Source organism: Pseudoalteromonas sp. APC 3893 (genome assembly GCF_030408095.1).
GTDB lineage: Bacteria > Pseudomonadota > Gammaproteobacteria > Enterobacterales > Alteromonadaceae > Pseudoalteromonas.
Genome location: NZ_JASDCD010000006.1, coordinates 43028 through 61263 on the forward strand (window position 1 = coordinate 43028; position 18236 = coordinate 61263).

General features: G+C 39.0%; 17 protein-coding genes and 1 riboswitch. Of the genes, 7 read left to right on the forward strand and 10 right to left on the reverse strand.

Translation table 11 applies throughout. The features are described 5' to 3' along the window. Nucleotides 1-94 precede the first annotated feature (94 nt). Nucleotides 95-178, forward strand: a riboswitch (cyclic di-GMP riboswitch). Between the two features lie 114 nt (nt 179-292). The 3 genes from QMA12_RS09715 to QMA12_RS09725 all read left to right on the forward strand — a co-directional run bounded on the left by QMA12_RS09715 (nt 293) and on the right by QMA12_RS09725 (nt 3489). Next, complete coding sequence (locus QMA12_RS09715; protein ID WP_290209899.1) at nt 293-862, forward strand: chitin-binding protein; 570 nt, start codon at nt 293-295, stop codon at nt 860-862. A gap of 116 nt (nt 863-978) precedes the next feature. Next, nucleotides 979-3057: a S9 family peptidase gene (locus tag QMA12_RS09720; protein WP_290209900.1), complete on the forward strand. Its 2079-nt coding sequence runs from the start codon at nt 979-981 to the stop codon at nt 3055-3057. 33 nt (nt 3058-3090) lie between these two features. After that, on the forward strand, nt 3091-3489 hold the full coding sequence (locus tag QMA12_RS09725) for a hypothetical protein (protein ID WP_087531345.1): 399 nt from the start codon (nt 3091-3093) through the stop codon (nt 3487-3489). Nucleotides 3490-3522: 33 nt separating this feature from the next. On the opposite strand, the gene QMA12_RS09730 is transcribed toward QMA12_RS09725, so the two are convergent. Further along, on the reverse strand, nt 3523-3996 hold the full coding sequence (locus tag QMA12_RS09730) for a Dps family protein (RefSeq protein ID WP_087531344.1): 474 nt from the start codon (nt 3994-3996) through the stop codon (nt 3523-3525). Nucleotides 3997-4355: 359 nt separating this feature from the next. On the opposite strand from QMA12_RS09730, the gene QMA12_RS09735 reads away from it, so the two are divergent. Beyond that, nucleotides 4356-4565, forward strand: a complete 210-nt coding sequence (locus QMA12_RS09735) for a hypothetical protein (RefSeq protein WP_290209904.1) — start codon at nt 4356-4358, stop codon at nt 4563-4565. Here the strand turns inward: QMA12_RS09735 and QMA12_RS09740 are convergent. The 8 genes from QMA12_RS09740 to QMA12_RS09775 all read right to left on the reverse strand — a co-directional run bounded on the left by QMA12_RS09740 (nt 4562) and on the right by QMA12_RS09775 (nt 12361). Further along, entirely contained in the window at nt 4562-5158 is a 597-nt protein-coding gene (locus QMA12_RS09740; RefSeq protein ID WP_290209906.1) for an alpha/beta hydrolase, read from the reverse strand. The genes QMA12_RS09735 and QMA12_RS09740 overlap by 4 nt on opposite strands. A 26-nt stretch (nt 5159-5184) precedes the next feature. Further along, nucleotides 5185-5721 carry a YaeQ family protein gene (locus tag QMA12_RS09745; RefSeq protein WP_290209907.1) on the reverse strand — a complete coding sequence of 179 codons (537 nt, stop codon included), beginning with the start codon at nt 5719-5721 and terminating at the stop codon, nt 5185-5187. 117 nt (nt 5722-5838) lie between these two features. Beyond that, nucleotides 5839-6798: a siderophore ABC transporter substrate-binding protein gene (locus QMA12_RS09750; RefSeq protein ID WP_290209908.1), complete on the reverse strand. Its 960-nt coding sequence runs from the start codon at nt 6796-6798 to the stop codon at nt 5839-5841. 1 nt (nt 6799) lies between these two features. Continuing rightward, on the reverse strand, nt 6800-7573 hold the full coding sequence (locus QMA12_RS09755) for an ATP-binding cassette domain-containing protein (protein WP_214552282.1): 774 nt from the start codon (nt 7571-7573) through the stop codon (nt 6800-6802). Beyond that, nucleotides 7570-8517 carry an iron chelate uptake ABC transporter family permease subunit gene (locus QMA12_RS09760; protein WP_290209909.1) on the reverse strand — a complete coding sequence of 316 codons (948 nt, stop codon included), beginning with the start codon at nt 8515-8517 and terminating at the stop codon, nt 7570-7572. The genes QMA12_RS09755 and QMA12_RS09760 overlap by 4 nt, the downstream gene beginning before the upstream one ends. Further along, entirely contained in the window at nt 8514-9467 is a 954-nt protein-coding gene (locus tag QMA12_RS09765; protein WP_290209910.1) for an iron chelate uptake ABC transporter family permease subunit, read from the reverse strand. Before QMA12_RS09765 ends, QMA12_RS09760 begins: the two co-directional genes overlap by 4 nt. A gap of 26 nt (nt 9468-9493) precedes the next feature. Further along, the gene (locus QMA12_RS09770; protein WP_290209911.1) at nt 9494-10171 is read right to left on the reverse strand and encodes a TetR/AcrR family transcriptional regulator; all 678 of its coding nucleotides are present in this window, start codon (nt 10169-10171) and stop codon (nt 9494-9496) included. A 102-nt stretch (nt 10172-10273) separates the two neighbouring features. Then, entirely contained in the window at nt 10274-12361 is a 2088-nt protein-coding gene (locus QMA12_RS09775) for a TonB-dependent receptor (protein ID WP_290209912.1), read from the reverse strand. A gap of 122 nt (nt 12362-12483) precedes the next feature. On the opposite strand from QMA12_RS09775, the gene QMA12_RS09780 reads away from it, so the two are divergent. Further along, entirely contained in the window at nt 12484-14076 is a 1593-nt protein-coding gene (locus QMA12_RS09780; RefSeq protein ID WP_290209922.1) for an ABC transporter ATP-binding protein, read from the forward strand. A gap of 4 nt (nt 14077-14080) precedes the next feature. Further along, nucleotides 14081-15646: an ABC transporter ATP-binding protein gene (locus tag QMA12_RS09785; protein WP_290209923.1), complete on the forward strand. Its 1566-nt coding sequence runs from the start codon at nt 14081-14083 to the stop codon at nt 15644-15646. Between the two features lie 101 nt (nt 15647-15747). On the opposite strand, the gene QMA12_RS09790 is transcribed toward QMA12_RS09785, so the two are convergent. Continuing rightward, the gene (locus tag QMA12_RS09790; protein WP_290209925.1) at nt 15748-17847 is read right to left on the reverse strand and encodes a TonB-dependent siderophore receptor; all 2100 of its coding nucleotides are present in this window, start codon (nt 17845-17847) and stop codon (nt 15748-15750) included. A gap of 144 nt (nt 17848-17991) precedes the next feature. On the opposite strand from QMA12_RS09790, the gene QMA12_RS09795 reads away from it, so the two are divergent. Continuing rightward, nucleotides 17992-18174 carry an AlpA family transcriptional regulator gene (locus QMA12_RS09795; protein ID WP_290209928.1) on the forward strand — a complete coding sequence of 61 codons (183 nt, stop codon included), beginning with the start codon at nt 17992-17994 and terminating at the stop codon, nt 18172-18174. The last annotated feature ends 62 nt before the right edge of the window (nt 18175-18236 follow it).

An 18236-nucleotide genomic window follows, 5' to 3' on the forward strand; every position in this document is an offset into this window, starting at 1 on the left:
ATCCGCTTTTTGAATGTTTATAGGTTTTAAGGATTGGTTTTTATTTCTGGTTGCATTCTTTTGTTTGATCTTTGTCAAGCGCCACTTTATACTTTAAACGTTTTGGCAAACTAATCGAAAGGTTAGGACGCAAAGCCTCCGGTCTAAGGTTTAGTACTAAGATAGCGGGGTTGCTGCACGGGTAGTCTCCTTCACTGTGTATCATTTGCCTAAAACTAGTAAAAAAGTATTTATTTTGTTCTGTAAATGTTGGATAGTACCTATTAAGTATTCATAAGGTGTTACTTTGTTTATGCATTCGTCATTGGTCTGTGGAAAATGGTCGGCAATAGGTTGCTTAAATCACCATACCCAGTTATTTATTGGCGACATGGTGACGGTGACCTTTTATGATATGCAAGGAGAGCTAGTCGATTTATCGTTTGATTATAAAATCACTAACAGTGAGCAAGGTGAACCACAAAATTGGCCTCGTCGCATTGCCGAGCACATTAATATGTATATCCCGTTAATTGAAGCGGGAAAAATGACAGAGCAGGGGTTGGTAATTGGCTATCGCTCTAATCAAATTTACGCGTTGGATGGAAGTGGTATCACACAAGCGGAGCTAACATTCCATTGCGTTGCTCAATGCGATGATTGGGAGCAAGCTAAGCCTGCGTATGATTACATTTACCCTGATAAGAGTAATGACTACAACGCAGGGGTTAAAGTATTACAGCCAAAAACAGGAATGATTTATAAATGTAAACCGTGGCCATTTGACCGTTTCTGTAAAGTAAAAGAAGAAAATAATCCATTGTATGAACCCGGTGTTGGCCAAAGCTGGGATTTAGCTTGGCAGCAACTGCCAAATAATTGAACTGTTCCCCCTAATGCTATTTAGCATTTTCGGCCCACTCATTTGAGTGGGCTTTTTTATGGGATTGGAAAAGTTATGATAAACTCACAGCAACAACATTTTTTATTGGTTATTCTGTGTCTCTATCAAACGTATCTTTGTCTTTATTACCTAACGCCCCTGTAGCGCGTAAACAATCACATTCTTTAATTACGCATGAAAAAATGCGTGTCGATGATTACTACTGGATGCGTGATGATGAAAGAGAAACCCCTGAAATACTCGATCACTTAAACGCAGAAAATGAATACTGCGATAAACAACTCGCGCCAATTAAGTCTTTTCAAACGCAATTATTTGATGAATTAAAAGGCCGAATAGTTAAAGACGATAACAGCTTTCCGGTGAAAGATGGGCAGTTTTGGTATCACGCAGAAGTGCGTGGCGATGATGAATACGCCCGGCATTATCGCAGTAGTGATATTAGCAGTAATGATAAGCAGCTTCTGTTAGATGTTAATAAGCTAGCTGATGGCTATGAATTTTATGACTTAGGTGAAGTTGCGATCAGTCCTAATGAGCAACTACTTGCTTACTCAGAGGACACTGAGGGTCGCCGTATTTACACCGTGAAGTTTAAAGTGATAAGCGATGACTGCTTACGTGACGATGTACTTGAGAACACTGAAGGCCAAGTGGTTTGGGCTAACGATAATCAAACGGTATTTTACGTTAAAAAAGATTTAAAAACCTTACTGGGTTTTCAAGTTTACCGCCACGTATTAGGTACTTCGCAAGATGAGGATATCTTGGTATACGAAGAACACGATCGCAGCTATTTTATGGGGCTGGGGAAAAGCCGTGATGAAAGCTTAATTATTATTGATTTAGCAAGCACTGAAACCAATGATACCTGGGTGCTCGATGCCAATCAGCCAAGCGGTGAGTTTTCACAGTTAATGCCTCGAGAAGAAGGTCACGAATTTGATGTTGATAAGTTAGGTGATACTTTTTACATCGTCACTAATTGGCAGGCAAAAAACTTCCGCTTAATGACAGCGACACCAGCAACGGTAGCAGATAAAAGTCAGTGGCAAGAACATACCCCGCACCGTGAAGATGTGCTGCTTGAAGATGTTGAAACGTTCGATAAATTTTTAGTGCTAACAGAGCGCGAACTTGGCCAAACGCGCTTTGTAGTTGTTAATCAACAACAGCAGCGTATGACCTTGGAATTTGATGATCCCTGTTATTATGCTGCGGTTGCTATGAACCCAGAAAGTAACTCTAAAACAGCACGTATTTATTATTCAAGCCTAACGACACCAGGCTCTTTATATGAGGTGGATTTAGCAACGGGTGCAAAAACCTTGTTAAAGCAGCAGCAAGTATTAGGCGACTTCAAAGCTGAAAACTATGCCTCAGAGCGATTAATGGTGACTGCACGAGACGGCGAAAAAATTCCTGTTTCATTAGTTTATCGTAAAGATTTATTCAAACAGGATGGTACTAACCCGTTATTTCAATATGGTTATGGCGCATATGGTATAACCATTGATCCCAGCTTTTCGAGTACCTCACTTAGCTTATTAGACCGTGGTTTTGTTTACGCGATTGCTCATGTTCGTGGTAGTGAAATGCTAGGACGAAATTGGTATGAACAAGGTAAAAAGCAACATAAAAAAAATAGTTTTAGCGATTTTATTGATGTCACCAATGCTTTGGTTGAGCAAGGTTATGGGGCAAAAGATAAGGTATTTGCATCGGGTGGGAGTGCGGGTGGTTTATTAATGGGCGCGGTGGTTAATCAAGCGCCAGAATTATATTTAGGCATAGGCTGTCATGTACCTTTTTTAGATGTGCTGACTACAATGCTTGATGAGTCTATCCCTCTAACAACTAATGAGTACGATGAATGGGGTAATCCAAATGACCCTGAGTATTATGATCTAATAGCTGCGTATTCTCCGTATGATAATATTAAAGCACAAGTTTACCCAAATATCTTGGTGACTACAGGCTTGCATGACTCGCAGGTGCAATATTGGGAGCCAATGAAGTGGGTAGCAAAAGTGCGAGAATACAAAACAGATGATAATATTTTAGTATTTAAAACTGATATGGATGCAGGTCATGGCGGTGCATCAGGACGTTTTAAGAGCTTAGAAGAAAAAGCCTTAGAAATGGCCTTTTTTATTAGTTTAATTAATAAGTAGCCCTTACAGCGGGCACTTTCTATAGGTAAAGCAATGTTTGATGCACATGGTGATTGGCAATACTCGATAGAGCCACCAATTATTTATATTAAGATAATTGGCTGTTTTAATCGTGAAGGCGTTCAAGCTTTCACGAAATCAATTTTTTCGGACCTAGCACAATTGCCTGCTAACTCAATTGAATATGCCATAATTAATCTGGCAGAGTTTGAACTTGCCACAGCTGATAGTTTAGCCATTGCAAAAGAGTATTTTCACGGTGTAAAAGCGCGTGGCTACAAACAGGTCGACTACCTTCAACCTAGTTTAATTGCAAAAAATATGCTGGAACATATTTGGCAAGGAAGCGATATGAACATACAGTTTTATCCTAGCGTTCAAAGCTACTTAGAAAGCTACCCTGACTATGAATATGTAAAAAGCTGGCTTTAAAAAGAAGGCCCTTAATTAAGGGCCTTATTAATTTTAATCTAAGTATGCTTTTAACATCCATACTAATTTTTCTTGCTCAGAAATATAATCACTCATCAGTGAAGCCGTACCTTCATCTTGTGCATCACTTGCTTGTTCTAAGATATCACGCTGCATCTTAATTAGCGTGCTGTAGCCTGCTAATAAATTTTCGACTGCTGTAACACCATCACTAATGTTTTTAGCTTCTTTAATCTCGCTGATCTCTAAGTAATCTGAGAATGCATGTAGTGGTGCGCCATCAAGGGTTAAAATGCGCTCAGCGACTTCATCTACTTTTAAAAGTAGTAAGTTATAAATTTCTTCAAACTTGATATGTAGTTCAAAAAAGTTACGGCCTTTGATATTCCAATGAAAGCCACGTGCGTTCATGTACTGAATTTGATAACTGCTCAACAGAGTATTGAGTGATTTTACGATATCTTCACTTTTTGCGCTGTTAAGACCAATTGCGTTTACCTGTGACATATTTCTCTCCTAAAATAAACTGATAAGTGTTCTCGGTGACTGAGGTTAAAGTATCACCGATCACTGTTAATCTGTAAAATGGTTATAATCAATGATGTCGATAGGTTTTATCTATCATAGATTGAGTTTAATAAAATATTTTGCTATCCAAACTTATAATAGACATGGGACTTAATTTTGTAAAAACCACCCCTAGTAATTTAAACACTCCATTGATATGTAAAAATAGATTAAAAATATGATCTACAGCAAACTTTTTATCACATTGTGGATTGTGACGTAGCAGAGTTGATTTAGGTCAATAGTTTGTTTTTTAGCCGGCTCATACTAAGCCCAGTTACATAACTGGGAGAGTTCACATGCAAGCAAAAACAGAAAAAGAAAGTAAAATGGAGTTGGTTGTTATTGGTATCGCACTGCTGGCATTTGTTGTTGGTTTAGTGGGACATTTAGCAGGCGCAAGCTTTGCAAACTTCGACACCTTTGGTTATATAGCAGCACCAACCCCATTGATACTAGCAATCATTGCATTTGTTGCTTATAAAGTGGCAGCGAGTGCTGAGCACTAAACAAGTAAACTGACGATGTAATTCATGACTTGGCGTGAGTAGATCATACCTGTGTGACTTAAATGAAACACTTTATGCTCTGCCATGCCATTGAGTTTGGTCTCGTCTAGCAGTACAGTGCCATCGGATTGACTGCCTTTGGCTATTAATGGCATCAAACCTAAGGGTAGATCGCCAGCGATACTGTAAAGTTTGGCATCAAATGGCCAATCCCCATTTTTAGACAGTAAAAATTCCACGCTATTTTTTAAAAATACCTCAAAGCCTTTTTGTTGCATCTGATGCGCAATATGGCTGCCTTTATGCGGAGTACCTAAGGTGATGACCTTTGTAACATTAAGGCTTTGCTCTGATTGCGCTTCTAGGTATGCGCGTGCCACCAAGCCGCCCATAGAATGGCAGACTAGTGCAGTGTTTTTGTCACTTATAAAGGCATCTATTTGCTTAAAAATAGTGCCACGATCAGGTGTGAGAGTATTATAAGTTAGATTTAGGATGCTCAACCCAGCTTTTTCAAGGCGTGAGCACAGCGGGCGCATAACAAAGCCAGACATATACAATCCATGTAATACCACAACTTGTTTAACAGCCATACACCCTCTTTTTTACAGGATACAATTTACATTAATTGTACGGGTTTAATCTCAATGTTCACTGAATCAGAGCTCACCCATACATCACCATCTTGAATAGTAATAGTCAGCGATATATTGCGATCAACCAATCCGGAAAGTGCCTGTGTTGCGGCAAAGTCTAAACTATAAATGCTCAAGTTTTTAAATTCATACAGCTTAGGTTGATGTTTTTGCCACCAAATAGCTTGATTATTTTCACCATAAGTATAGAGCATTACTTGTTTAGATTTATTACAGGCCTTTTTAAGGCGCTTTTCATCTGGTAAGCCAAGCTCAACCCACAGCTCAATCTCTTCACTGTAGTTTTTATGCCACAGCTCTGGTTCATCATCAGCCGATAAACCTTTAGTGAATTCTAAACCTTCACAGGCATTTAATGCATATGCCAGCAAGCGGATCATCAAGCGCTGATTGTTTTCAGATGGATGCTGCGCCAAGGTTAAATTAAAGTCTTGGTAAAGGTGGCGGTCCATATCGCTTAGCGATAATTGCGCTTTAATAATCGTCGATTTAAGAGCCATAACAGTTTATTTGAAAAAATTTGCGCCAGTATAGCGCAATATTACCCAAACCACCTCAAGATACAGAATTCAGAGTTAAGATGGTTTAGGTATATGACCGCAACAAGAACTGAATTTTTAATTTACGTAACCTTGTGCAATATCGTCTAGCATTATCATTAATGAACTATAGCTAGCACCTGTTATATACCACGCTTCGGAGTCAACAATACGAACGCGGTTATTTTTCCATGCGTTGGTTTTCTTGAGTAAGGGGTTATTTAAATCGTTTAAATTAACAGCGGCCTTATTTTCCATCACTGCTGTACGGTCAATAACGTAAATGATATCAGGGTTATATTTATACATAAATTCATGGGATATAGGTTGGCCATGCGCACTTGTTGCCGTTTCTTGACTTGCGGGTTTAACACCTAGCTCATTATAAATAAAGCCATATCGAGATTGCACCCCAAAATAGCGTAACGTACCGTTATTATGTAATACAATCATCGCCGACTCTGGGCGATCAGTTATTAATTGCTTAGTACCTTTTAACTTTGCGTTTAAAGTTGCCACTTTTTCTTGCGCTAATTCTTGCTTGTTAAAAATACGTCCTAAGTTGAGCATATAAGTATTTATTTTTTCAACATGGTCAGCGCCACTATTTTGATAATTAATATCGAAATAATAGGTTGGCGCAAGTTCACTCAGTGCTTTGTAATGGGTGGTTTGCAGCGATGAAATGAGAATTAAATCAGGGTTTAAAGAATAAACGCGTTCTAAGTTTGGTTGTATAATTGCCCCGAGATCTCGAACGTTTGAATTGTTCTTATACGACGGTAAAAAATGTGGAATAAAGTCTTTTGGCATTCCTATTACGGGTATGTTTAATTGGTTGAGAGTATCTACAGCATTCATATCTAATGCTATAACCCTTTTAGGTGTGCTTTGTATTATTGTTTCCCCCAATGAATGATTTAAAGTCATGGCTTCAGCTGAAGGTTTCTCTTTAGCCATGTTTGCACCCGTATTGGGTTCGCAGCCAGTAAGTAAGAATAAGATGATAAATATACTTGTTGGTAAAGCGTTATTCATTTTATGCGATTCCTGTCGAGTGAAAATAGTTACAAATTGGGCCGTGAGAGCTGGGAATGATCTCAATGTTAAATTCATATAAATCTTGAAGGTTTTTTTGGGTAACGACTTGCTCTACAGTGCCACTACTGTGTACCGAACCTTTTTTTAATGCGACAAGGTGATCTGAGTAATTAGCAGCAAAGTTAATATCATGCACAACTAAAATAATAGTGCGCTTTTGCTCATCACAAAGGCGCCTTAACGCATTCATTATGTGAGATGCATGCTTCATATCTAAATTGTTTAAAGGTTCGTCGAGTAACAAGTAGGGGGTTTGTTGCGCAATTGTCATAGCAAGGAAGCATAACTGCCTTTGTCCTCCACTAAGCTCATCAATAAAAGTGTTTTCTAATTGCGAAATTGATAAAAATGCTAACGCGTGATCAATTGCCTCATTATCCAATGTTGTTAATTTTCCTCGGTTATGAGGAAATCGACCAAATGCAACGAGTTCGCGTACTGTGATCCGTAAATCAATATTCGTGGTTTGTCTTAATGTTGCTATCTTTAATGCGAGTTCTTTAGTGGGGATTTCACTGATAGGTCTATGATTCAATGTGATACACTTTTTATCACCCCCTAACAGGCGGCCAATAGACATAAGTAAAGTGCTCTTTCCTGCGCCATTTGGCCCGATTAAAGATGTTAATTTTTGCTCAGGAAAACATGCATTAATATCTTTAAGTACGCGCGTATTTTGATATGAATACGACAAGTTTGTAACAGTTATCATAGATGATTCCTTGGGCGTATAATTAAAACTAAAAAGTAAGCAGCACAAAATAAATTAACCAAAATACCTGCCGTTAAGCGGTAATTAAATACATGTTCCACTAAAACCTGCGCAATTAAGAACGCGGTTATTGCAATTATGCTAGCGACTTTTAATATGCACCAATGGCGAGTTACTTTAACGAGTGAATAGGCTAAGTTGGCAACAAAAATCCCCATAAAGGCTGTGGGGCCTAATAAGCTTGTAGAAACAGCAACTAATATAGCAATCAGCGCTAAATTTAATTTAATAAAATGGTGGGTATTGATGCCAAGAGATTGAGCCTGATCTTGGCCAAGTAAAAGAATATCAAACCGGCGATGTTGCTTTTGCAAGCATAATACAACTGTCGCTGTAATAACAAAGGCCACAATAAGTTGTAGTAACTCAACGCGATTGAAAGACGTTAGACTAAAGCCTTGGAAAATAGCGAATTCACCAGGACTAATACTATAGTGAATAAGTTGTGTAACACTACTGATAACTAAGGTAATTATAAGACCTGAAAGTAGCAGGAAGTAGACATTCTTTTGACCATTTTTAAAAAGCAATTGTTGTAGTGCAAATGAGTAAATTAGCATTACAACTATACTTAAAAAGAAGTTGCTATAAGCGCCAATCACAATTTGGCTTGCAGTACCAAATATCAAAATTAGCGTTGCTTGAAAGCACAGATAGATGGCTTCGTAACCCATAATTGCTGGCGTAATAATACGATTACCACAAATTGTTTGAAAGCAAATAGCGCTAAATGCGACGCATACACCACCGATGATGATTGCACCTAAGCGTATAAGTCTATTTGAAATAATATACTGAAAGTTAAAGTCGGATTGCCAAAAAAGAAAAAAACCAATAAGTAGCGTAAAACTTAAATAAAAGCCAAATAGGATGAGTTTTTTCATTTTTTTTGCCGCCATAAAATGAGCAAAAATAAAAAACCGCCTAGGCAACCAGCAGTTAAACCAATAGGAATTTCAAATGGGTAGATCAAAGAACGGCTGAAAATATCGCATATAATTAAGAATATTGACCCACACAATGCATTGATAGGTAATGTCTTTTTTATATTGTCGCCAAAATACATTGCGACCAAGTTGGGGATCACAAGCCCTATAAATGGCAAACTGCCTACAGTAATCATAATTGCGGCGACACATAACGATACAATCACTAAAGCCACAGCCACCATAGAGAAATAGTTTAACCCTAAACTTATCGCTACGCTTTCCCCCATACCTATAATAATAAAGCGTTGTGCGAAAAAGTAAGTGAGTATCACGATGGGAAGAATAAAAAATAAAGTTTCATAGTTCCCTTGCACTATCTTCGAGAAATCACCCAATAACCACGCCTGCATATTTTGCATTAGGTTATTTTGATAGGCGTAAAAATCGGCTATGGCACTTAATACACTGGCATACATTAAGCCAATGATTGGGATCAACACACTGCTTTTTAACTTGATACGACGTAGCAACAAGACAAACAAACCGCAGCAAAATAAACAAAAAATAAAGGCAGCTAAAGATTTACCTAGCGCTCCAGTATTTGGAAAATGGATCGCGGCAATAAGCATTCCGAGTTTTGCAGCATCTAGGCCACCTGTTGTTGCAGGTTCGGCAAATCGGTTTTGCACAACTTGTTGTAAGATTACCCCACATATTGCTAACCCCGCCCCAGCAAGAATCAGTGCAGCTAAACGAGGCACTCGGCTAGTTGTCAGGGTAAACCATGCTTCTTCAGAGCCTTGGAAAAGAGCTGTGATAGGTAGCTTTGAAACCCCTAAAAATAATGAGCTTAAAGCGATTAATAGTGTACTTATAATAATTAATAATGATGATTTCAGAGGCATAATTTAATTGTTTGATGCGCTATTTGTTATGACGGGGGAAGCCTGAGCGCTATTGCATCTAATACAAGATCGCGCTTACGCTCCCACCACTGTCGTTGGCCTGCTTGCATAATGGCAACCATGGCATTAATTTGTTCTGCATGATGATGATTTTTGGCTTGTTCTTGCCATAGCTTAATTAATCGTTCACTGCGTGGCTTCCCTTTACTGTCTGGCTTGTTATTTGACCACCACCCTAAAAAACAGTCGCAAACCATATCAACTAGCATATCAACTGCGATTACAGCATCATCAAGAGCAAACCCTTTTTGTTGTAACCTAGCGACTGACTCAGCAAAGCCATGGATACCTTCTATTGGTGTTACTAAAGCTTGCTGTACCGCTTCGGCTAAGCCTGGGTTTTGTGTATAAAGTTGCCAAAGTGCATCTGTTAAAACTATTAGCTCTTCGCGCCAAGTTGCACCTTCTTGAGCCTCCCAGTTTAGCTCTTGAACAGCAATCTCCGTGGCTAAGCTCACCACATCTTTGCGGCTTTTGACATGATGGTAAAGTGAAGAGCGATCCACTTGTAATGCTTTAGCTATGTTCACTAAAGTGGCATCTTGTATACCTATATCGAGGGCCACTCGAGCAATGCTTTCGCGGCTAATTCGGCTTGGTCTGCCGCGCTGTCGCGTATTGTTGTTAACTCGTTTTTCTATCATGTGCCAGAGCTCCTATATTTAAAAAATACATCTTAACCATTACCGCTGTTTGGTAAAATGTTTTTCATTTAATACAACAACATTACGCGACAATGCTTTTAGTTAGAGTGAGAGCCTAATACCAGCACCAAGCTCCCTTGGCTCTAGTAAATAGGCGGCTTCACCATTTGTACTTCTATCAAAATTCTTTCTAAGTGGAGCATGCTTGTCTAATGCATTTTTTACATAAATAAATCCAGATAGATTCTCATTAAATTGATATGCAGTGTTGAAGTTCACTACAGTGTAAGAGTTGACGCGTAGTTCAGGGTCATTGGTGTCAGATGAATAATATGAATCGGTATAACGCATATTGATATCTAGCGACCACGCTTCTGTGACTTTATATTCAGTACCCAAATTAAACATATAGCCAGGAGCCTTACTAAATTCATTACCGACAAATGACTCCCCTCTATAATCGTTAAACTCACTAATATCAGTCTCTAATAAACCTAAACCGCCATACAATGAGAGTTGCTCATTGGCAGAATAAGCCGCGTTTAACTCTACTCCGTAACTTGTCGCTTCATCGGCGTTGACAATTATTGAACCAAATGCACGACCATCTAAGTAGTCAGTCACGGCGCGTTGTGAGTCTTTAAATTGGGTATAAAATACGTTGGCATCTATGGTAAAACGTTGTTCAAGAAATGACATACGAGTAAATAGCTCGTAATTCCAAGCATACTCTTCATCAAAGGTATAATATTCGCCACCACGAAAGTTAATCCCCGTTCCGCCTGGTATGTATCCTTTATTTATTAATGCGCCAATATTTATTTCATCACTTACTTTATAAGCCAAAGACAATTTAGGCAGCAAAACATTAAATGTTTCTTCGTACTCATGTCGTTCAGGCACATAGCTCGCTAGACCGTCATGACTAATCGTATCTTCTTGATAGCGTAGCCCGCCAGTGAGTTCCCACTGGTTGGCGAATTGCCAAATTAACTCCCCAAATGCGGCGATACTTTGGTGTTCAAGGTCGGCATCGGCATTACCTAACACATTATTAAATGTATTTTTAGTTTTATCTTGCCAATAAAATAGCCCTGCGACTCCTTGAAAATCTTTGTTTTTATCATCAAATGTTAAACGTAACTCGTTCGAAACGTTTTTATTTGTGCGCTCAGCATCACCTGAAAAAGGTTCGGCAAATAAGTAATCGAAATCACCTTCTGAATATTGCAGTTGATTAACCAGTGAGATGCCTTCATCAAACAAATATTCAATATCCCAAATGCCTGCATGGTTACTACTTGTTTGGTTATCTTGAAAAATAGAGGCATTTTCAAGATTGTCGTAGGGTTCAGTGACTACTTCATTTCTAGGTCTATGAGTTTCGTTATAAGCGTAGGTGATCTTACTGGTTAAACCGTCAATATTGCTTGGTTGCCATAAAAGCTTTGCGCGCAAATCTTTGTTCTGCCAGTCGAGGTCGAAGTCATGTGCAGTAAAATTTGGGTTGGTGTAGGTTACAAATGTATCTCTAGCGCTGTAATCTATGGCGATACGAGCAGCAAAATCTTCACTTAAAGGTCCTGATACTAAAGCGGAAATTCTATGTTTATTACGACTCCCAACTAAAGCTTGCGCTGCAAGTTCAGGTGTAAAAGTAGGTTCGTTAGTGCGAATGACCACAGCACCTGCAATGCTGTTTGCACCTTGGTTTGTTGTTTGTGGGCCTCTAAATACTTCAACCGAAGCTGCATCCCATAAGCCAGCAGCGCCTAAATCAAGCTCACTAGCTGTTAAATATCGCCCATCTACGCTGATAGTTGCACTCGGAATAGGCTTTGAAAGGTAAGCGTTGCCTGCGCTAACAGGGCCTTTTGTATCGTTGCCTCGAATAATAGGTGCATCGGTATTACCTGCATAAATAATATTGGCAGTACCAGGGAGGATTTCAGCAATTGTCGCAAGGTCAGCATTTTTTTTAAGTTCTTCAGCTGTAATGATTTGTACCGAACTTGCGGTTTCTTGCATTGTTCTGGCTAATTTTTGGCCATAGACAATAACGTGCTGAATATCTTCTTTTTTCTCTTCATTATCATCTGCGTATACGTTTGTAACAGCAGCGCAAGAGTAAGTTAATACAAGCAATCTTAGCAGTGAAACAGAAAACTTTTTTTGTATTAAAGGTGACACAAATTAATCCTTTAAGAGATAGGTTGATAATAATTGTTATTTAGATTACTCTTTGCTGAATTAATTATCAACACTATGTTGATAATTAATTTTATCATTTAACTTTATCGTTTGGGTTGTTTATGTTGTTAGGATTTGCAAAGTACAAAAGGTTGCAGCGCACGCTAAAGCCCATTTTAACTGAGTTGCTTATAGGTGCTTTATTCTCAGTGTGTAGTGGTATAGCAGGGGTTTTTGCACTTTTATCTGTGGTTAAGCTACTTTTAGGGGATGCAGATAAATGGTTATTGATAGCATGTATAAGTTGGTTGCTTGCAGCTACTTTTGCAGGAATAAGCGCATGGCTCAGCCATAATGCAGAAGCTAAGTTCTCCGCCCAATTGCGCATTGATATCGCTCGCCAACTTAGCTTTTTACCAGTTCATAGCTTGGTAAAATACCGCAGTGATAAGTTAAAGAAATTAATTAATGACGATGTAGCTAATTTGCATTACATGATAGCCCACCTCCCATCTGAATTGACTGTATTGTTCATCATACCGGTTATTACATTAGGGGTATTGCTCTATACCACGCATATAAGTGCGCTTGTTGCTCTTATTCCGGGCGGGTTAGCAATACTTTGTTATCTCTTTATTATTCCGAGATTAGCAAAAAAGCAGGTTCAAGAGAGCACGAATGTGATGGCTCAAATAACAGGCAGTGTGACTGAGTACAGCAAAGGAGTATTAGTTTGTCGAACAACTCCAGCGGCGGCTGGCCCACTTGCTCGCTTAAAAAGCGCAACAACAAGTTTTACTCACGGTATGAAAAACCGAGTTAAACGAGTGGCAACCATCGTGGCGATAGCAACGGCAATGTTGCAAGCGGTCGCGACATATACATTGGTTTATTGGATTGGCAGCCAATGGGAAATTGATTCGCTCGCGCCGTTGATGCTTTTTAGTTTAGTGATTGTAGCGCCAGCACTTAAATTAGGCCACGGGCTTGATTACATTTATAAAGGCAAAATGGCGGCGAAAGACATTGAGGAGTTTTTAAATATACCCACGCTGGTGTTTGGTGAAAAAGAGTGTGGGCCTATTGAATCTAACAAGCTTGTTATTAATGATCTGAGCTTACAAATTAATAATGAATTACGTCAGCAAAGTATTAACTTATCGGCTCAATCAGGTTCACTATTTGCTATTTCAGGGCAAAGCGGTGTTGGCAAATCAAGCTTACTGCGTGCAATAGCAGGCTTTGAACCGGCTTATTCGGGGGGGATTTATATCAATTCTGAAAATATAAAACATCTTACTGAACACTCATTAAATAAATTGGTTATGTTGTTGCCACAAGGGTTGAGTGTATTAGATGCAACGGTACAAGATAATTTAGCTCTAACAGGTGGCAGGGCCGCTGCAAATAAATACCTGAGTGCGCTACAGAGCGCCCAACTTAATGTGGATTTATCTCAACAGGCGAGCGCACTCTCTGGGGGTGAAAAACAACGCTTAAACTTAGCTCGTGCTTTTTTAAGCGAAGCGGCAATTTTGCTACTTGATGAGCCTACTAGCGCGTTAGATAACGAAACATCCATGCTAATTATCCAAGCATTGCAGCAACACGCATTAAAGTGCAATAAAATCATAATTATAGTGAGTCATGACCCCGAAATTAGCTTATTAGCTGATGATGAGCTTATCTTAAAAAGTAATCAAGGTGTAGGTTAAGAATATGCGTAAACCATCAATATTAACTAAGTCTGCATTTAAAGTGTTGCTGCCCGTGACTATCGGTTGGGGTGCTGTGGCTGTTTTAGAATCTCTGAGTTACATAGCAATTGCCTTGGCTATTTTAGGTGTGTGGCCTACATACACAGTTTTATTACTGGGCTGTGTGACCATTATAATGACTATTTTGGTCTCTCGTTCAGGCTTTAATGTAGCAGTAAGCTTAATTGATGCGCTTTATAGCGAGATAATAAACTGCATGACTCATATTAAAGTGCGTTGGTTTAAGGCGCAAAACCAAACTAAGTTAATCACTTTAATGGGCCAACATATTCCCAGTTTTATGGCGATACCTGCCCATCAGCTACAACAATTTATCCATGCACCATTAATTCCAATAGTGATCACTATAGGTATGATTTGGGTTGCTGGATATCAGGTTGCTTTAATCTTGGCTGGATTATTAATGATGGCTTTGTACATACAGTTAATTTCTCAGCGGGCACTTTTAAAATCAGATCAACAGCGTAGTGGGTTAGAGCAAAAATCTAAGCATGCGGGGCAAGAGTTTGTTGATCATATTGAACTGCTACGCAGTGCAACGGGTTGCATCAATGCAAGTAAGCGAGCTGAAGATGCTTGGCTTGCACAAAGTAAAGCATTAGCTTGCACCAATAAAGCTGCGGCAAAATCGACATTTTATGCCGCTGTAGCAGGTGCTTTACCATGCCTAGGGATACTGATTTATATGTTGGCAGCAGGCGTTTACTCAGGGGAATATGTTTTTGTAGTCACGTTATTGGCATTACGTGCAACCTTTCCAATGGAGGCGCTAGCTTTAGCCGCTTTAAGTGTAAATGAGCATACCTCAGCAATAAAAAGTTACTTTAATGTGCTAGAAGCTCCCCAATTGCAAGAGCCAATAAATAAGCAGCCTAAACAACTCCATAATTACAATATGAGAATTGACAAACTAACTTATCAACCTGCACTTAGTTGTTTTTCAGCGGAAATTGAATCAGGTACAAGGGTATTGATCCGCGGAGAGAGCGGTGTAGGTAAAAGCACCTTACTTCATCTTTTAATGGGCTTTGATGTACCTCAAAGTGGTAGTGTTCAAATCGGTAGCACATCATTATCATCAATCACCAGCACTCAGCGTGAAACATTGTTTGCTTATGTGCCGCAGTCGCCAGTTATATTTAATGGCACTATTGCGAGCAATATTCGTATGAGTAACCCATCCGCAAGCGATGAAGAAGTAGAAGATATCGCTCAAAAAATGATGTTAACAAACGTAATATCTCAGTCTCCACTGGGTATTAATCAGCCTGTGGTCGATGGTGGCGGGCAGTTATCAGGGGGTGAGAAACAACGAATAGGCCTAGCACAAGCAATATTAAAAAAAGCGCCTATTCTCATCTTAGACGAAGCAACCGCAGCGTTAGACACCAAAACAGAAGCTATTATTGCCAAGGAACTAATGCAATTAGACTGCACAATAATTGTTGTTTCTCATCGTAACCCAGCGATATGGCAAGCGCACAAAACCATAACGCTGGCTAATTGAAAGTATACAAACAGCAATTTAATCGCTCGGCAGCGTTATTCACCGAGCGATTAAAAAGCGTAAAGCACTTCCAAATGGCAACTGCAACTCTGTAAGTATATTTAAAAACGGTAAGTTGCAGTAATACTCCCGTTAGTTGGCGCAGCATAAAAGCCAACATATCGTAAGCCTGTCATATACTTTTCATCCGTGATGTTGTCAATATTCGCTTGAATGGAAAGGTTATTTGATACATCCCAACGAGCAAATGCACTAACGAGCATATAAGCGTCTTGCTTTACTACACCTGTTGAATCTGCGGTTTTTGATTGCCATCTACCGCCCAAACCTACAATAAGCTCAGGTACGGCAGGTAATGTATAATCTAACGAGAATTTAACTGCATTTTTTGGCTCCCATGCGCTTGCATTGTCGCCAGCATCATCTTCTATATCCATATATGTATAGGCAAAAGTTGCGTTAACGTTTTCCGTCAGTTGACCAAGAACTTCTAACTCAAAGCCACTTGACTTCATAGAAGTACCTTCATAATAAGTTTTACCGTCGTCATTTGTCCCGGCTCTTACGGCAATATTACTTTGCTCTGCACTAAAAAGAGCAACACTAGTCAACAAGGTATCATCTAACCATTGAGTCTTTAGGCCAATTTCATAGTTAACCCCTTTACTAGGGTCTAAATATTGGTAATCTTTGTCATATCTGTCTTGTGGTTCATAGATATCAGAATAACTAACATATACATTGGTATCTTCAGTTATTGAATAAGTTGTCGCAAGGTAAGGGCTGATCTCATTTTCTTCATTGAGAACATAACCACCCGAATTGTAACCTTCTCGGGTGTAGTCGATAGCATTGAACCCTGCAATAACGAATAAATCATCATTAAGGTTTAATTTAGTTGAACCAAAAATACGAGTTAAGGTTATGTCTAAGCTTGCTGTTTCAATTTGCTCTTCCCATATTGGCTCAGGCGTTAAATCGAGCGGATAAGGAAAAACAGGCTTAATACCATAAGCAGGTGTGGTGGCTGTATCGTAAGGGTTTTTAAAACTAACATCGGTACTTTTTGATATGCTTGTGCCAAACATTAACTCATGCGTTTGGTTAAATAGTTGGTATTGACCTTTAGCGGTTAAATCAAATAAATCAGCAGTAAAGTCACCCGCATATTTACCCAAAGAAGTTCTTGTTACTTGGTTCGTTTCTCTATTTTCTAAGCCTGCGGCAAGAAATAACTTACTTTGATCGTTTGATTCTTGTCTGTTGTAGGTTGTTTTTATTTCCCAATCATTATCGAAGATATAAGAATATTCAACAAACGCGCTTATATTTTCGGTATCCCACATAGTCCAATCTTGAGTTGGGCTTACACTAACATCAAAATCAGCTTGAGTACCATCGGTATAAGCTAAAGGTAAACCGCCCCACATATTACCATCCGTATTTGCATCTTGGTATGAAGCGCCAAAGGTTACAGTTGAATTATCTGTAACCTGGCCATCAACAATTACAGACAAATACGCATGATCATCCTCTAAACCATCAAGGTATGATTCAGCATCCTCCATTACAGCAACAACACGTGCAGCCCAACTGCCACTTTCAGTAAGTAGTACAGAATAATCAGCTTGTAAGCGTTTCTGATCATAAGACCCAAGTGTCAGAGCGACTTCTCCTTCATTTTCATTGGTAGGTCGTTTACGAACATAGTTAATAGTCCCCCCAGCATTACCTATACCGGTAAGTTGACCATTTGCACCACGAATAATTTCGACTTCTTCATACCCGTAGCTTTCCATTACTCCAACAACAATACCCCAACTATTAGGTAAACCAATACCGTCAAGTTGAGTGCTTTTAATATCAAAACCACGAGAGGTGTAACGCGTTCGGTTAGTTTCATTTTGCTGAACTGTTATACCTGTTGCCATTTGCATAACATCGTTAATGCTATTAGCGGCAAAGTTCTTAATTTGCTCAGAATCGATAACACTTATTGATTGTGGCGTTTCGTTCAGCTCCATTGTTAGTCCAGTTGCCCCTTTACTAACACGGTCTTGACGTACCCCTACAATTGAAATGATTTCTATTTGATCATTATTTTTTTCAATGCTTGTAACTTGTGATGATTCTTGCCCATAAGCAGGAAACCCCATTGCTAATACTAACGACGAAAGTGCAAAACAGCGCTTAAGTTTCATGATTACCCTTAATGAATATTTTTACGAATTAAAATAATTTGCGAGATTATACAGGTGGAAAGCACTAGTGCAAACGATAATCATTATCCGTTATGGTTTGTGTGCTTCTTATTACTTTAGGGGGTAACCAACCGGAGAAATTCCATGCGTTTAATTAAATTAAAAGAAGTAATCGAAAAAACATCACTTGGTCGTTCAAGTATTTATAAGTTTATTTCTGAAGGCACATTTCCAAAGCAAGTATCATTAGGTGCCAAATCGGTAGCTTGGCTTGAATCAGAGGTGGATGATTGGATAATGGAGAGAGTTGGGGAAAGGGAAGTGTAAAGACAATAAAACTATTTATAAAGTGAAGCAGCAGATTGATTATATAGAATTTGTGGTAGTAT

What these genes read in the sequence shown, in the direction of transcription:
- QMA12_RS09780 (WP_290209922.1), top strand. Translation starts at nt 12,484, where the DNA reads ATGTTGTTAGGATTTGCAAAGTACAAAAGGTTGCAGCGCACGCTAAAG.
- QMA12_RS09760 (WP_290209909.1), bottom strand. Translation starts at nt 8,517, where the DNA reads ATGAAAAAACTCATCCTATTTGGCTTTTATTTAAGTTTTACGCTACTT.
- QMA12_RS09725 (WP_087531345.1), top strand. Translation starts at nt 3,091, where the DNA reads ATGTTTGATGCACATGGTGATTGGCAATACTCGATAGAGCCACCAATT.
- QMA12_RS09730 (WP_087531344.1), bottom strand. Translation starts at nt 3,996, where the DNA reads ATGTCACAGGTAAACGCAATTGGTCTTAACAGCGCAAAAAGTGAAGAT.
- QMA12_RS09765 (WP_290209910.1), bottom strand. Translation starts at nt 9,467, where the DNA reads ATGCCTCTGAAATCATCATTATTAATTATTATAAGTACACTATTAATC.
- QMA12_RS09745 (WP_290209907.1), bottom strand. Translation starts at nt 5,721, where the DNA reads ATGGCTCTTAAATCGACGATTATTAAAGCGCAATTATCGCTAAGCGAT.
- QMA12_RS09795 (WP_290209928.1), top strand. Translation starts at nt 17,992, where the DNA reads ATGCGTTTAATTAAATTAAAAGAAGTAATCGAAAAAACATCACTTGGT.
- QMA12_RS09750 (WP_290209908.1), bottom strand. Translation starts at nt 6,798, where the DNA reads ATGAATAACGCTTTACCAACAAGTATATTTATCATCTTATTCTTACTT.
- QMA12_RS09715 (WP_290209899.1), top strand. Translation starts at nt 293, where the DNA reads ATGCATTCGTCATTGGTCTGTGGAAAATGGTCGGCAATAGGTTGCTTA.
- QMA12_RS09740 (WP_290209906.1), bottom strand. Translation starts at nt 5,158, where the DNA reads ATGGCTGTTAAACAAGTTGTGGTATTACATGGATTGTATATGTCTGGC.
- QMA12_RS09735 (WP_290209904.1), top strand. Translation starts at nt 4,356, where the DNA reads ATGCAAGCAAAAACAGAAAAAGAAAGTAAAATGGAGTTGGTTGTTATT.
- QMA12_RS09790 (WP_290209925.1), bottom strand. Translation starts at nt 17,847, where the DNA reads ATGAAACTTAAGCGCTGTTTTGCACTTTCGTCGTTAGTATTAGCAATG.
- QMA12_RS09755 (WP_214552282.1), bottom strand. Translation starts at nt 7,573, where the DNA reads ATGATAACTGTTACAAACTTGTCGTATTCATATCAAAATACGCGCGTA.
- QMA12_RS09785 (WP_290209923.1), top strand. Translation starts at nt 14,081, where the DNA reads ATGCGTAAACCATCAATATTAACTAAGTCTGCATTTAAAGTGTTGCTG.
- QMA12_RS09770 (WP_290209911.1), bottom strand. Translation starts at nt 10,171, where the DNA reads ATGATAGAAAAACGAGTTAACAACAATACGCGACAGCGCGGCAGACCA.